Annotated in this window: 11 protein-coding genes and 2 rRNA genes; 3 read left to right on the top strand and 10 right to left on the bottom strand. The window is 58.8% G+C overall.

Annotated elements, in window-relative coordinates; translation table 11 throughout:
* Positions 1 to 54 precede the first annotated feature (54 nt).
* From WA904_RS00700 to WA904_RS00665, 8 genes are all read right to left on the bottom strand, one after another.
* Positions 55 to 1143 (bottom strand): M4 family metallopeptidase, encoded by a 1089-nt coding sequence (locus WA904_RS00700; RefSeq protein WP_425195212.1) that lies wholly within the window; start codon positions 1141 to 1143, stop codon positions 55 to 57.
* A gap of 99 nt (positions 1144 to 1242) precedes the next feature.
* On the bottom strand, positions 1243 to 1902 hold the full coding sequence (locus WA904_RS00695) for a Crp/Fnr family transcriptional regulator (protein WP_425195211.1): 660 nt from the start codon (positions 1900 to 1902) through the stop codon (positions 1243 to 1245).
* A 66-nt stretch (positions 1903 to 1968) separates the two neighbouring features.
* Positions 1969 to 2625 carry a helix-turn-helix transcriptional regulator gene (locus WA904_RS00690; protein ID WP_425195210.1) on the bottom strand — a complete coding sequence of 219 codons (657 nt, stop codon included), beginning with the start codon at positions 2623 to 2625 and terminating at the stop codon, positions 1969 to 1971.
* Between the two features lie 231 nt (positions 2626 to 2856).
* A complete protein-coding gene (locus WA904_RS00685) occupies positions 2857 to 6288 on the bottom strand; it encodes a response regulator (protein WP_425195209.1) in 3432 nt (1143 codons plus the stop codon).
* Positions 6289 to 6314: 26 nt separating this feature from the next.
* A complete protein-coding gene (locus WA904_RS00680) occupies positions 6315 to 7433 on the bottom strand; it encodes a response regulator (RefSeq protein ID WP_425195208.1) in 1119 nt (372 codons plus the stop codon).
* A gap of 76 nt (positions 7434 to 7509) precedes the next feature.
* Positions 7510 to 8433 (bottom strand): esterase/lipase family protein, encoded by a 924-nt coding sequence (locus tag WA904_RS00675; RefSeq protein ID WP_425195207.1) that lies wholly within the window; start codon positions 8431 to 8433, stop codon positions 7510 to 7512.
* A 27-nt stretch (positions 8434 to 8460) separates the two neighbouring features.
* The gene (locus WA904_RS00670; protein WP_425195206.1) at positions 8461 to 10086 is read right to left on the bottom strand and encodes a GMC family oxidoreductase N-terminal domain-containing protein; all 1626 of its coding nucleotides are present in this window, start codon (positions 10084 to 10086) and stop codon (positions 8461 to 8463) included.
* 12 nt (positions 10087 to 10098) lie between these two features.
* Complete coding sequence (locus WA904_RS00665; RefSeq protein ID WP_425195205.1) at positions 10099 to 10605, bottom strand: hypothetical protein; 507 nt, start codon at positions 10603 to 10605, stop codon at positions 10099 to 10101.
* 14 nt (positions 10606 to 10619) lie between these two features.
* Here WA904_RS00665 and WA904_RS00660 point away from each other — a divergent pair, with 14 nt between their 5' ends.
* The 3 genes from WA904_RS00660 to WA904_RS00650 are packed head-to-tail and all read left to right on the top strand — an operon-like array spanning position 10620 to position 14089.
* Positions 10620 to 11408, top strand: coding sequence for an FFLEELY motif protein (locus tag WA904_RS00660; RefSeq protein ID WP_425195204.1), 789 nt, complete (start codon positions 10620 to 10622; stop codon positions 11406 to 11408).
* A gap of 59 nt (positions 11409 to 11467) precedes the next feature.
* A complete protein-coding gene (locus WA904_RS00655) occupies positions 11468 to 13153 on the top strand; it encodes an AMP-binding protein (protein ID WP_425195203.1) in 1686 nt (561 codons plus the stop codon).
* A gap of 15 nt (positions 13154 to 13168) precedes the next feature.
* Entirely contained in the window at positions 13169 to 14089 is a 921-nt protein-coding gene (locus WA904_RS00650) for an MBL fold metallo-hydrolase (protein ID WP_425195202.1), read from the top strand.
* A gap of 254 nt (positions 14090 to 14343) precedes the next feature.
* Here WA904_RS00650 and rrf read toward each other — a convergent pair.
* Both rrf and WA904_RS00640 read right to left on the bottom strand, forming a co-directional pair.
* Positions 14344 to 14456: ribosomal RNA gene (gene rrf / locus WA904_RS00645) — 5S ribosomal RNA — on the bottom strand.
* Positions 14457 to 14600: 144 nt separating this feature from the next.
* Positions 14601 to 15681, bottom strand: a 23S ribosomal RNA gene (locus WA904_RS00640); the annotation flags it as partial.

The raw sequence follows: 15681 nt of genomic DNA, 5'->3' as shown, positions 1-15681 counted from the left end.
CGGCACGAATCGTTACACGGCCCCCCCAACAAAGCAAGGCATAACTGCCCAGGCTCAAGGCAACACTTTCACCGCTTGCCAGGCGGCCATGACAGCCTTGTATTCTTTTGACTTACTACCAAAGCGTAACCCAGCCACCTGACTGGTTGCCTGCGCAGCGTCAAGGAAGCTGGCTTTGGAGCTGAGTTTTGCAAAGGCTTCGTACCAGATCGGGCCGGCTTTCTCCCATGAGAAGCCGCCTATTTTTTTGGCAGCCAGGTAAAAAGCGTGGTTGGGAATACCGGAACTGTCATGGACATCCGAGCCATCGACGTACTGGCCCATGCTTTTGAACTGATCATCCTCATACCAAGTCAGTTTGCAATTGCCGGGGTCTCTCAGGGAACGGATAGCACGCCCATGCTGCGGCGCGAGCATGTGTTCACCAAGCAACCAGCTGGCTTGCGCAACATCCTGCCCGGCATGCCACTGCTTGACCATGCTGCCGACAACATCGGAAAAGGACTCGTTAAGAGCCCCACTTTGCCCCTGAAGCGCGTGTGTCTGCTCCTTGAACTCGCGCTCCTTCAGCGGAACCCGAACGACCCCCAGTCCACCCGGAATCATGTGTTGCGTGACACCATGCGTCAGTTCATGGGCGATGATGTCCAACGCCGCAGTGAATCCGCCCACATTGCTGTCGCCATCGCCGTAAATCATCTGCTCACCGGTCCACATGGCATTGCCGAAGTTTTCGCCAAAATGCACCGCTGATTCGACACGCATGTTGTGGCCGTCTATGGAGTTGCGGCCAAAGATCTCGCGATAGAAATCCAGGGTGATGCCCGTATTGTCATATGCCTGGTTGGCAGCGCGGTCCTTGACGGGCTTGTCGTCCTCGTCTCGTACAGCTTTGCCGGGCAGTTCCATGCCACCGCCCGCGTCGAAAATGCTGCGCCGGTATTTAGGGGCAGTTTGAAGTGCGTGGATCGGCGAGGCTGCAACCGTCTTCGCAGCCCGGGTGCTCCGCAGGGTACGAATACGCGCGGCACTTTCGATGTGACCGTGGAGAACATGGCGATCCGCCTCTTCGGCTTTGTCGGCCAGCTTCCTGAGCAGCTTGGAAGGTACTGCAAAACATGCACAGCGATAGATTGATTTCACCGGCAACGTCCAGAAAAAAGAGTTGGGATTGGCCGGCGTCCATTTCCCTGTGCGCAACGGCTCAGCGCCATACGGAACAACAGCCGCGGCCGGGCTCGCTTACCAGCGGCTGGGCAGCTTCTTGAGCAGAGTGATGCGCCGGATGCCCAGCTCGATGTAGCCGCCTTTTTCAAGGTCTTTAAGCAAGCGGCTGACCATCTCACGCGAGGCCCCGACGCGGTTGGCGATGTCCTGGTGGGTGATGGATTCGAGCGTGGTACTGCCGCCGCCCGCCTCACCCGTTTCCTCGCGGCGCTCTTCCAGCAGGGCCACCAGCCGCCCGTATACATCAAGCAGTGCCATGTTTCGCGCTGTTTCCGTCGCGGCGCGGGCCCGGCGGATCACCTGAACGACCAGGTTGATGGCAAATTCGGGCTCTTCGACGAGATGCTCGCTGACATCTGTGCGACTCAGGACCGCGCAGGTACAGGGCTCCAGCGTCATCACGGAAGCAGACCGCGGCCCGCCGTCCAGAGACATTTCACCGAAATAGTCGCCAGCGTCCACCGTTCCGTAGGTGATTTCGCGTCCGCTTTCGTCCATGGCGAAAACCTTGACGCTGCCCTTGAGCAGCACAAACAGGCTGTCCCCGGATTCGCCTTCATTGATCAGCACCGCATTTTTTCGGTAGGTACGCAGCACGCCGCGGCGGGCCAACGAGCGCAATTCCGGAACCAGGGGGGTGTAAAGGTCTTCGTTGGAAGGTATTGACGTGCTCATGATGAGCCGTAATCTAGCACGCGGCGGGCCGCCAGTGTGCGCTGCGTCAGGGGGCAGTGGATTTTTTCAATGAATCTGGGCCAGATGCACAGGGGCCACCGGAGGCAGGACAGCAACCCGGTTGACCAGCTCGCGCACCCCGCTGGAGCCGGTTTTTGCACAAAGGCTGCGCACATGGCTACGCACGGTAGAAACCGCCACCTTCATCTGGACCGCTATTTCCGGCGTGCTCAAGCCCCGGCACAAGATCGCCAGCACCTGCTCTTCCGTCTGGGTCAGCCCATAACTGCGTGCAAAAAATCCGAACATGCCCGATTCACCGACCTCGGCGCGGGCAAAAAGCAGTGCGATCCGGGTTTCCCAGGCATCTGCATCAAGCTTGAGGGGAACAACAGCCAGGGTCAGATTCAGGCCACCGGCAGACACATTGATCAGGCTCCGTTTGCCGCCGCCCGCCTTGCCAAGCGCGTCCTGCAGCGTCCGGCTGTCTGCCGGCGTGATGGCATGAACTTCGCAGCCGACCTTGGCGAGTACCCGGCGGCGGTTAAGTTCGGTGCGCGCCACACGATTGGCATGAATGATCTGGCCACGCTCATTGACCACAATGACACCGTGGCCCAGCACGTCGATCAAAAGTGACAGGGCATCCGGCCCCAGCGCCAGGCGACCTGCATCCTGGGACAGGGAAGAGTCCACGAATCCGGCGTCCAACAGGGTGTTCATCTTCAAGGCTTAGGTGTTACAGGTTGTTAAGCGTATGAAGCCTGCTCAAATCTGGGTAGTAAATATGCTCTCTCATTGATGTGAAAAAAGTCACGCCGATCAAATTTCACTTTTGCCTTTAATCCGGCCATTGTTGAAAAGTGTGGGCCCACTTATATCAAGAGATCAGCTCTGGAAGATGGTCCGTCCAGCCTCCAAAAAAACTGGGCATACCCTTTGATCCAGGTCTGATCAGGCCCAGGAATCAAGAATTTCACTGGTTTTGGCCCAGTAAGCCCGAAGCCTTTCCAGTTGCTGGGGCGCATCGGCAGGAACAACACCCGTTTTGGCTACCAGCTCAAGTTCGCTGCAAACGACATGCATGGCGACGGCCCCGACGTTGCTGGTTGCGCCCACCAGGGCATGGCTTGCCCACGCCAGGGCAACGGCGTCATTGGCACGAATGCTCTCATCGATGGCTTTCAGGCGCTGGGAGGCATCGGCAACAAACAGGGCAATCACCTCCCGGGTCATGCTCAATTGATCGTCATCGAATTCCTTGAACTGGGCCAGCCGCTCAAGGTCCATCAACAAAGGCTCGGCTGCGGACCGTGATTTGCTGCTTAAAGCTGGCGTCGTCACCCGCGAATCAGAGTCCGAAGCCTTGCCAGACCCCTGCGGCGAGGCCGCAAACCCGCCAGCGCCTTGCGCTGCCGCGTTCATGAGGGGCAACCAGCGTTCCAGGACTTCCGCCAGCGCCGCAACATGAAGCGGTTTAGTCAGGTAGTCATCCATGCCGGCTGCGGCACAGCGTGCGCGGTCGTCTGGCGAGGCCGCCGCGGTTAAGGCAATGATGGGGGGCGCTTTCTTGCCCATCATGGTCTGGATTTGCTGCGTGGCCTGGAAACCGTTCATGCGCGGCATATTGATGTCCATCAGCACCGCGCCAAATCTCTCGCCAGCGCCATGGGCCCGGGCCACGGCCTGAACGGCCTCCCTGCCGTCAATCGCGGTTGCAGTGCGGTACCCCAGTTTGGCAAGCATGGCACAAGCAACTTTGAGGTTAACGGCATTGTCATCCACCACGAGCAATGTCAAGTTCTTTGCGGTGCTGGCGTCTTCAGCGAACGCCGGAGCTTCCTGCGGCAACTTGTGGCTGCCTGGCGCCGACAGGCAGCGCGCCAGCGCATCGAAGAGCTGCCTCTGCCGGGCAGGCTTGAGCAATCGCGCCTCAAAGAGCTGGGCTGCTTCATGGCCTGGCGGCATGAAACCGGACGTCAGCAGCGCCAGTGGCAGCTTGGCCATGGCTGGCTTGGCCTTGATCGCCCGCGCCAACGCCACGCCGTCCATTCCGGGCATGTGCATGTCCGTGATGACAATATCCGGCAGGGCCCCGCCGCTCTGCGCCAGGGCCAGCGCCTGCAGCGCCTGGGTCCCCGACTCTGCCTTGCTGACCTGCATACCCCACATCTGAAGCTGTCGGCTCAGGACGCGGATATTGGTCAGGTGGTCATCCACCACGAGAGCGCGCTTGCCGTGTAATGCAGCCGCATCGACGGCGGTAGCAACCGGAGGCAACTCAGCGAGTGGCGCCTGCAGGGTGAACCAGAAGCTCGAGCCCTGGCCCGGCACACTGTCCACCCCGATATCACCCCCCATGAGTTCAACCAGCCGCTTGCAGATGGCCAGGCCCAGGCCGGTGCCGCCATATTTGCGGGTGGTGGATGCGTCGACCTGGGTAAAGGCCTGGAACAGTGCACTGACACGGTCAGCTGGTATGCCAATACCCGAGTCAGTCACGCGGAACTCCACACGCACACGCGAGGGATCCAGGCTGGACATTGGCCGGACGCTCACCGTGACTTCACCCTCCTCGGTGAACTTAACGGCGTTGTTGATCAGGTTGATGAGTATCTGGCGGATGCGGGTTACATCGCCAGATATGGCTGCCGGCAGCACCAGCGAATCATTGCCCGCAGCTTCCGGCATGTCGACAATCAGCTCGAGGTTTTTCTCCCGGGCGCGCGGGGCAGCGATGTCGCAAGCCTCCTCGATGGTGCTGCGCAGGCTCAGCGGCTCGGCTTCCAGGTCCAGCTTGCCGGATTCTATTTTGGAAAAATCCAGAATGTCGTTGATCACCGCCAACAGCTGGTCGCTCGAAAGCCGGATGGTTTGCAGGTAGTCGCTCTGCTCGTCATCCAGTGCGGTCTCGGCCAGCAATGTGCTCATGCCCACCACGCCGTTGAGCGGCGTGCGGATCTCATGGCTCATGGTCGCCAGGAATGCGGCCTTCGCCCGCGCCGCCTGCAGGGCTTCCTCACGCGAGGCGAGCAATTCGACGGTGCGCTGAGCTACCCGATCCTCCAGCAGCTCGTTCGCCTCTTCGATCGTCCGTGTCTTGGCCTGCACTTCTGCGCGGTAACTCTTGAGCTGCTCAGCGCTGTCGTGCATGACCCTCGAAAGCTCCATCACCTCGCGTAAATGGGTACCACTGTCTATGCGTGGAACCTCTCCCCGGCCAAGCTTCTGTGCCGCCACACTCAAGCGCCTGAGTCTGCGGCCGATGCGATTGGCCACGTAAAACGCGGCTCCGGCCCCGAGCAGAACCAGCGCGCCGATCAGCATCAAGGACACTTCCCAGGCCCGGGTGATCTCTGCTGTAAAGTCGCTCTCGGGGGCTGCGACGACCAGCGTCCAGTGCAAGCCCAAAGACTCGCCGAAGGGACGCTGTACCGTCATCAGGGTGCCGCCGCCCGGCATCGGCAGCCGCCGCAAAGTGGTGTTGCTGGCCACCGAATCCTCGCGTTTGATGGCCTGCTCAAGCTGCAGCGCCAGAAAGCTGGCCCGGATGACCGGGTTGGCGCTGGTCTGAGGGCTTCGGCGCGCAGGCTGGCCCTGAACATCCTCGAACAGGGTGTCCCCGGCCGACCCGGCGACCAGCCACCCCGCCTCGTCCACGATAAAAGCCGCGCCGCGCGCGCTGAGTCGCTGGGTCTGCAGCAGGTCGGCCAGACGCTGCAGGTACAGATCCACCCCGAATACGCCCGCGGCGCCTCCGTCGCTGTCGTAAACAGGCTGGGAGAGCGTGACAAACAACTGCGGCTTGCCCGGCACCGCCTGGATCGGCGAGAAGATGCGCCCTTTGGCAGCCAGGGCACCTTGGTACCAAGCCTGGGTGCGCGGCTCAAAATGGGCCTGCGCGACAGCCAGTGCCCGACTGCGGTCGCCAGGTCGGCGCGCCATGAAAGCCTGCAGGCCCGTCTCGGCCGGACCGCGCAGCAGGACAGTTGTGCCCCCGCTGACACTTTCTACCGAGAAATATTCGCCGCGGTTGTTGCCGAAGTACAGGCTGGGCACATGAGGCGACTGGCGGCTCAGGGCAAAAGCCATGGGCTCGAAAAGGGCGCTCTGGCGCAGCCATTCGCGGGCCTGCTCGGTTTGGGCGGAACTCAAATTCTCGGGGAAAAGACCGTTGAGCGCGGTATGGGCCTGGCCTAAGTGAGCTTCCGTGCCGGCCTGGATCCGCGCAGCAACATTGAAGAGAATTCCACCCGCCAGGTCCTGGACGGCCTGGTCGCTGCTTCGCGCCATCAGCCAGGCGACCAGGCTTGCCGGCACAAGCGCAAAAACCAGCAGGCTCGCCACCAGAACACGACGAAGGGAAACCGTCTTTTTTCTGGTCATGAGGCTCGCGTCAGAGACTCCTGTCGTCAAGCCAACGCGAGGCCCAGCAACTCGGCAGCATCAAGCGCAGCCGTGCGGCCTGGCAGGGAAACCAGCGCCCGCCCACCGATGTTCACCGCGCCCGTGACGCCGCGCAGCATGGCAACACTGGCGGCAATCCGCCATCCTGCCTTGTGAGCCTGCTTCTGTAGCAGCAAGGTGGCGCTCACCGTATCGCCTACCGGCAGGATCTGCACAGCACCATGCAAAGGATCCTCGAGTTTGGCCAGCGCCACCGGGCCACTGTTCAAGGCCACACTGACATCGAAACGCGGCAGCCTGTGCCCGGGGAAATGAGCGTTCAGGAACTGCTGCACGCGTTTTGCAGAATCGATCAGGCCAAGGGCAGCACGCGCGGCACGCAGGCCATGGTTGACGGAGGTGGTATCTGTCGTGTCCACAAAAACAACCAGCAGACCTTCACCGACAAACTGCATGTGGCGCGCGCCGAACAGATGCACGGTATCCCCTGCATTGCTGTAAAACTGCCGGACAACATCACTGAGTTCAGCGTTGGAGAGCTTCTCGGCCAGTCCCGCATAGTTGAGCACATCAACAAACAGAACCGTGGCATTCGAATACTTTTCATCCTGGTCCGTCGCATTTGCGGCAGGCCATTTTTCACTGAGTTCAGCAGCCAGTTTTTTCTCGTACAAGCGGGTCAGTTGCTGTTTCTGGTCTTCCAGGGCGGCCTGAACCGCTGCTTCCACAGCCATGACCTGGACTGCTGCCTGCATGTGCCGCTTGTTGAGCTGAGCCGCGGCTGCCTCGCGCAACTCACCCGGCCGGAAAGGTTTTGTGATGTAGTCATCAGCTCCACTGGTCATGCCGATGCGCATGTGGGCTCGTTCCTGGAGCGAAGTCAGCAGAACCACGGGAATGGCCAGAATGGCCGGATCGGCACGCAAGGCTTGCAGCATCGAAAATCCGTCCATCACGGGCATCTGCACGTCGCTGATCACCAGGTCCGGCTTGTTTTGACGTACCAGCTCAAGGCCGGACAAACCGTTGTCAGCCGACAGGACGTCATACCCGTCTTTTCTGAGTACCGAAGCCACCAGCGTGCGCGTGGCCGCGTCGTCTTCCATGACCACTATCAGAGGCATTTTTATCCCAGCGTCCAAGCCAAACGAGAACAGCCTCTAGCTTACACAACTTGTTACCCAAGATAAAACCTTGTTACTAGTTTTGGGCATTTTTCCACAGTTCACCGCCCGTCATTGCCAGCGTGGCACGCATTACCTGCGGCAAAAATGCCAGCTGCACATGAGCCGCACCGCGCGCCAGCCGATTGTCGGCGCCAGGCAACGTTGCTGTAGAGCTTGGAAACACAATATTGTCGCAATTCGAATACCAGCAAGTGAACAGGGAATGCCGATGCGGAGGCATGTTCTGGTCCAGCTCCCGGTGCCATTGTCCAGACAACTGCATCTGCCGGCCGTTGGCCAGCCGGCTAAAACGAGCCAGCCACGTTCCCCGGTGCGGCGTTCCCAGTGTCACGACATGATGGATGCGATTTTCTCCTGCCATGGCCTTGAGCCAGGCCCGCGCGGCCAGTCCGCCCATGCTGTGGCACACCAGCAGCGGCGGCAGTCCGCTGGCGGCCGTCACCTGCTGGATCGCAGCTTCGATCTGCGGAACATAAGCATCGATGGAGGAGAAAGGCGGCTCAAGGTTGACGGCTGCATAGGCATGCCCCGTACCCTGAAGCTGCTTTAACCAGGGCGCCCAGAAACCACGGTTGCAGAAAAACCCATGAATGAACACAACGCCGCGACGGCCCTGGACCGCCAATGGCGGTGAGAGCTGGTCAGGAACCGCCCGTGAGCGAAACGGCTGGCGCCAGCAAAACACCCGCGGCGCCGTCAAGGTTTCGCCCAGCCAGGCCGCCATCAACTCTTGCCATGAAGGCTGCGGCACCGGATCGCTCCGGTTGACAAATTTCAAAGCCACAAACTCGATAGCGAGAAAGCCGGAATATCCGAGGACAAGAACGACAAAACCGGTGAAAGCCAATACTGTCGAATTGCTCCAGAAGAACGCCAGCCATAAGCAGGCAGCGGCCAATAGCGAGAGGGTGATGAATTGCTGAAGGCGTGCCAGCATGGACAGTGTTGGGTCGGTGCCTGGCGCTCAAGCCAGCACCACGTCGCGGCCGGTCAGCCGCCTGGCCAGACCCTGCGCCAGACGATTGACGGTGCCATAGATGGACAGCTGGGGATTGGCGCCAATGCTGGTAGGGAAAATCGACCCATCATGAATGGACAGATTTTCGAGCTGCCAGTGCACGCCGTCGGGCCGGATTACACCCAGCTTTTCCTGGCCACCCATGCCACAGCCACCCATCACATGGGCACTCACCACTTTGGTCAACATCGGCTTCATGGGCAGGGCATTCACGGCGTCACGGGCCTGCGCCCAGCTTGTGTACGGCTGGGCCATTTCATGCAAAGGCAACACCTGGCGCGCGCCGGCGGCAAACTGGATTTCCATCATCGACAGCAGGGCCCTGCGCGCTCCGTCCATCACATAGCCGGTCAGCGGATAGTCGAGCACGGCAGAACCGTCGCCACGCAGCTTGACTTTTCCGCCGGGTGACTCACTGTGAAACCCGTCGCGCAACAGCGCCAGCAAGGTGTGGTTGTGCGGGAAGGTTTTAAGCAGCTCCTGTTGGGTTTGTCCCATGCCTGGAACTGTGGACGCAAAAATAACCGGATGCAACGGCGGTGCCTCCAACTTGTAGCCAATGGGTCCATCAATGGCCTGCGTGTCCAGAAAGTGATCACTGTAGATGGTTTGCGGTGCACCGTTCCAGGCTTCCACTTTCTGCGTAAATACGGCTGAGCTCATCACTACCGGGTGCAAAAAAGTCCGGGCGCCCAGCAAGCCGTGGGGGTCAGGCGCACCGGAGCGCAACAGGACCCCGGGGGAGTTGATGGAACCGCCCGCCAGCACATAGTGATTTGCTATTATTTTGGTAGCTGATCGCGCATGACCAGAAAGGGCTGGAGCACCATTTGGCATCACAGATTGGCAGTAGAGCGCGGTCACCTTGCCGTTGGCCAGCTCGAAGCTTTCCACGCGCATTTCGGTGAGCAACTGTGCGCCCAAGTCCAGCGCTGCCGGGATGGTGGTCACCAGCATCGATTGCTTGGCATTGGTCGGACAACCGAGACCGCAGGAACCGATGTTCCAGCACCCTTTGACGTTGCGTGAAATGGCCGCGGCCTGAATGCCCAGCTTGGCCGCGCCACGGCGCAGCAGGTCATTGTTCTCGTTGGGTGGCGTAAGCCATGGGAGAATGTTCAGCCGCTTTTCGGCCTGCGCGAAGTAAGGCGCAAGCGCTTCCGCGCTGTAGTCCGCCAGTCCGAAGTTTTCCTGCCAGAACCGCAGTGTCGGCCCGGGTGTCCTGAACGAGCTGGTCCAGTTGACTGTGGTGGAACCCCCAACACAGCGGCCCTGCAGGATGTTGATCGCTTTGTCCTCCGTCTTCCGTGCCGCGCTTTCCTGGTAGAGCTGGGGGTAGGCTTCCGACTCCTTCTGATGAAAGTCAGTGCTGCTCTTGAGCGGCCCCTCTTCAATCATCACCACCTTCAAGCCCGCTTTGGCAAGCAGTTCGGCGGTGACACCGGCGCCGGCACCACTGCCGACGATGGCAACATCGCAGACTATCTTTTCCGGTACGGGGCCCAAAGCACCACCCGTAACTTTCCAGCCGCGCGTCAAGCCTTCGCGGATCGGGTCTCGGACTTGGCTCATTCTTTTTTTCTTTCAGATCCGGACAGGGCCGGGGTAGCCAAGTTGCGACCAGGTCGATGCGTCTGAGAAGTAGGCCGCAGCGGTGATGTCATGCAACGCGGCATACGCCTGCTGGCGCATCGCCAGACCAGACAGCCGCATTCCCTGGAGGGCCTGCCGGATTTGGCCTTCTGTCGCCAGCGGCCATGTTTCATTCAACCCGGCCAGAAGATGGCGACCCGGCGTACTCGCCAGCACAGACAACAGTTGCGAAAGCTCCGCCTGCGCATGAGGAGGCAGGGCCACGGTCAGCTCATCCACGCGATCCAGCAGGCTGTTCAAGGCCGTCTGTCGGAGGTTCCCGTCGCGGGGCAGGCTGTGGTCAAGCACAGCGCGGCCAATGGCCTTGAAGACATCCCGACCCGCCGGACCCAGCCTGCCTTCATGCAAACCCACCGACATCAACGCTGCGGCGCCGCCGGCCACCGCCAGCACGGCCGCCGACACTGTGCCGAGTTTCAGTAAGGTCCTTCTTTGCATCGGTCAAGTTTCTCATGCAGTCCGGTAGTTTCAATAGGGCGCTGCATCTAGATAAACTCGGTGTTTATATGGACCCTGCCGCCAATCGAATTCGCGAAGCCATGCAATCGGTTTCGCTGCTGCGACAAAGCCGCATGGCCAATCCCACGCTCCATACCGCCTGCCTGGAAATCAAACGCTTCCAGGCGCAACGTTTTAAGGCGACTTATGCCGACCTTCTCGCCAGCCGGCGTTATCAAGGGGCGGCGCATTTTTTCCTGAACGAGTTGTACGGCGACAAGGACTACGCGCAGCGGGACCAGCAGTTTGCACGTATAGCGAACACCATCGCCCGGCTTTTCCCCGCGGCAGTCGTTGAAACAGCGGCGGCCCTGGCGGAGGTGCATGCGCTCACCGAACAGCTCGATGACAGGATGGCTCAGCAATGGCAGCTTACCTCTGCAAGCAGCATGGCGGCTCGCTACATCCAGTGCTGGCGCGCGGTCGGCGATATGCCGGCGCGCAGCCGGCAATTGCAGGTGGTCTTGCATCTGGGGCAGGAGCTTGATCACCTGACACGCATGCTCGGTTTGCGCAGCCTGCTGAGAATGATGCGGGCGCCGGCAGCAGCTGCAGGGCTCAGTGCCTTGCAGAATTTTCTGGAATCCGGCTTTGACGCCTTTGCCGACATGAAAGGAGCCAATGAGTTTTTGACGCTGGTGGAAAACCGCGAGTCAGCCTGGATGGCATCCCTGTTCGACGATGATGCTGTCGCCTGCGAGACCCGTTTGCATCAACTTCTTGCCGGGACGCAGCCGCATTAGGACAAGCCCGATACGCTTGCAGCACCAGTGCTTTCACAATGGCGTACAAGGAGTTTTTAATGGACAAGTTTTGGCTCAAAAGCTACCCCGAAGGGGTACCGCACGACATCGACCCCGAGCAATTCCGCTCACTGAACCAGTTGCTTGAAGATTCCTTCAGGAAAAATGCGTCACGGCCTTTCTCGGTCTGCATGGATCGCTGGATGTCCTACGGGCAACTCGAAGAGTACTCCTCGGCGCTGGGCGGCTGGTTGCAGCATCTGGGACTGGAGCCCGGCGCACGCATAGCCATCATGCTGCCCAATGTGCCGCAGTTTGCAGTCACCATGGCCGGCATTCTCCGCGCCGGCTATACCTGCGTGAATGTCAACCCGCTGTACACCGCTCGTGAGCTCGAGCACCAGCTCAAGGACTCTGGTGCCACGACCATCGTGATCCTGGAGAATTTTGCGGGCACGCTCGAGGAGGTCATCGACAGAACGCCTGTCAAGCATGTCGTCGTCGCATCGATGGGGGATTTACTGGGCTTCTGGTATGGCCAATGGATCACCTTTGCGGTTCGGCACCTCGCGAAAATGGTGCCCGCATACAAGTTGCCACTCGGTGGTGGTCGCACCGTCACAACCTTCAAACGCGTCATGGCCGATGGCGCCCACATGCCCCTCAAACCCGCGCAGAGCACGCTGGATTCAGTCGCCTTTCTGCAATACACCGGTGGCACCACCGGCCTGTCTAAAGGTGCCGTGCTCACCCACCGTAATATTGTTGCGGCCATCCTGCAAGCCGAAGCCTGGTTCACACCGGCCTTGCGCCGCCTCGGAGATGTCAGCAAGACCAATGGCATCGCGGCATTGCCGCTTTATCATATCTTCGCATTGACCCTGTGCTTGCTGGCGATCCGCTGGGGCTCCCATTTGACGCTGATCCCGAACCCTCGCGACTTCAGGAGCTTCATTGAGGTGCTCAAGAAACGTCCTTTTCACATGCTGCCTGCTGTCAATACGCTGTTCAATGCATTGCTGCAGCATCCGCAAATCAAGACCGTTGACTTCTCCAGCCTGTGCGTTTCACAGGCCGGCGGAATGGCAGCCTCGGAGGGAACGGCAAAGCGCTGGCTGGAAGTCACCGGGTGTCCCATGATCGAGGGCTGGGGGATGAGCGAGACCTGCGCGATCGGCACCAACAATCCGGTGCTCAGCACCCAGTTCAGCGGCACGATCGGCCTGCCTTTGCCGAGCATAGATATTGCCATCAAGGACGATGAAGGTCGTTCGCTGGCCGTCGGAGAGTCGGGCGAAATCTGCGTCAAAGGTCCTCAGGTGATGACCGGCTACTACCAGCAACCCGCCGAGAACGAGAAAGCCTTTACGGCTGACGGATTCATGCGAACTGGTGACATCGGTATCATGGATTCGCACGGTTACACCAAAATTGTTGACCGCAAGAAAGACATGATCATCGTGTCCGGGTTCAACGTCTTCCCCAACGAGCTCGAAAATGTTGTCTCTCTGTGCCCGGGGGTTGTTGAATGTGCAGCCATTGGCATCGCGGATGACAAGCAGGGCGAAGCCATCAAGATTTTCATTGTCAAAAACGATCCCACGCTCACCGAAGAACAGATAGCCGAGTACTGCAATCAGAATCTCACCGGCTACAAACGTCCCAAATATATTGAGTTTCGCGACGACCTGCCAAAAACCAACGTCGGGAAAATTCTCAGACGCGAACTAAGAGCCGCGGCATGAGGGGTGGTCGCCAAGATGGCTGAGGTAACCTTGCCTGCGGGAGTTCAGGTTTTCGAACGCGGCTGGCTGTCATCAAACAATGTTTTGTTTATTGGTCAAGACAGTTGCGCACTCGTCGACAGCGGCTACTGCACGCATTCCGGGCAGACACTCGAGTTGGTGGATGCCGCGCTGGAACAGCGGCCGCTGGATTTGCTACTAAACACGCATCTGCATAGCGATCACTGTGGCGGCAATGCTGCCCTTCAGCACTTCTATCCCCGAATTCGAACGCACATTCCCCCCGGGCAAGCGCCGCTTGTTTCGGTGTGGGACGCTGACGCCCTGACATATGTGCCGACTGGGCAACTTTGCCCGCGCTTCAAATACGATGCACTGCTTGTACCGGGAACCGAGATCCGACTCGCCGACCGCCCTTGGCAGATCCTTGCGGCCCCCGGTCACGATCCCCACTCGATCATCCTTTTCGAAGCTCAATCCCGAACCCTGATTTCTGCCGATGCCTTATGGCAAAACGGTTTTGGGGTGGTATTTCCGGAAATCGAAGGCGAACATGCATTCGACGAAGTTGCCGCTACGCTCGACCTGATTCAGAAACTGGAACCGCGTTGGGTCATCCCTGGCCATGGCCCGGTGTTTCAGTACAGCGCCGAGGTGCTGAGCCGATCGCGGGAGCGGCTCAGCGCCTTTGTCCAAGATCCAGCCCGGCACGCGCATCACGCCGCCAAGGTTTTGCTTAAATTCAAGCTATTGGAACAGCAACAACTGCCTTACTCTGATTTCGTGGACTGGGCGAAGAGCCTCAGATATTTTCAGCTTATCCGCGAAAGGTTTTTTTTGACCACTCCGATGGAAGACTGGATCGCGCTGTTGACGGGAGAGCTTGTGCGTTCCAAGGTTGCCAACAGAAGTGATGCCCTGATTTTCAATGCATAGGACGGCAGGCGTATCCGTTCGGCCCTTCCATATTGACAGGCATCACGTAGTCCATCATTTGCGGAGCCGACCTCGTCGGTGATGCGTCCGTGGTGGCAGGTCCGGTCGACAGTCTTACGCAGGCATCTCAGTAGAGTGGGCGTGAATTTCCGCGCGCTTACTAATGCGTCAATTGTTCTGGATTGGCAATTTCAGTCGCACAAAAGAAAACGCCCAGTCGGCGTGAAGCTGACTGGGCGGATCTTGCTGTAAGAGCCTGACGATGTCCTACTTTCACACGGGAATCCGCACTATCATCGGCGCTAAGTCGTTTCACTGTCCTGTTCGGGATGGGAAGGAGTGGTACCAACTTGCTATGGTCATCAGGCATAACTTTTTGACAAATTGTTCATTGAACAATCCATCGGATTCATAGAGCAAATCAGCTTTTATTTAATGTCTTGTGCTCTTGCGAGCACAGTTTTTGAATGCGTCACTTGGGCATAACAACTTTGAAATCAATCAAAGTTATAGGGTCAAGTCGCACGAGCAATTAGTATCAGTTAGCTTAACGCATTACTGCGCTTCCACACCTGACCTATCAACGTCCTGGTCTTGAACGACTCTTTAGGGGGCTCAAGGCCCCGGCAGATCTAATCTTGAAACGAGTTTCCCGCTTAGATGCTTTCAGCGGTTATCTCTTCCGAACTTAGCTACCCGGCAATGCCACTGGCGTGACAACCGGTACACCAGAGGTTCGTCCACTCCGGTCCTCTCGTACTAGGAGCAGGCTTCCTCAAATCTGCAGCGCCCACGGAAGATAGGGACCAAACTGTCTCACGACGTTTTAAACCCAGCTCACGTACCTCTTTAAATGGCGAACAGCCATACCCTTGGGACCGGCTACAGCCCCAGGATGAGATGAGCCGACATCGAGGTGCCAAACACCGCCGTCGATATGAACTCTTGGGCGGTATCAGCCTGTTATCCCCAGAGTACCTTTTATCCGTTGAGCGATGGCCCTTCCATACAGAACCACCGGATCACTATGTCCTGCTTTCGCATCTGCTCGACTTGTCAGTCTCGCAGTTAAGCACGCTTATGCCATTGCACTATTATCACGATGTCCGACCGTAACTAGCGTACCTTCGAACTCCTCCGTTACACTTTGGGAGGAGACCGCCCCAGTCAAACTGCCTACCATGCACTGTCCCCGATCCAGATAATGGACCTAGGTTAGAACCTCAAACACACCAGGGTGGTATTTCAACGTTGGCTCCACCCGATCTAGCGACCGGGCTTCAAAGCCTCCCACCTATCCTACACAGATCTGTTCAAAGTCCAATACAAAGCTACAGTAAAGGTTCATGGGGTCTTTCCGTCTTTCCGCGGGGAGATTGCATCATCACAAACATTTCAACTTCGCTGAGTCTCAGGAGGAGACAGTGTGGCCATCGTTACGCCATTCGTGCAGGTCGGAACTTACCCGACAAGGAATTTCGCTACCTTAGGACCGTTATAGTTACGGCCGCCGTTTACTGGGACTTCAATCAAGAGCTTGCACCCCATCATTTAATCTTCCAGCACCGGGCAGGCGTCACACCCTATACGTC

The sequence above is a fragment of the Polaromonas sp. genome (assembly GCF_049790275.1).
Classification (GTDB): Bacteria; Pseudomonadota; Gammaproteobacteria; order Burkholderiales; family Burkholderiaceae_C; genus Polaromonas.
This window is presented reverse-complemented; position numbering and strand designations above follow the sequence as displayed.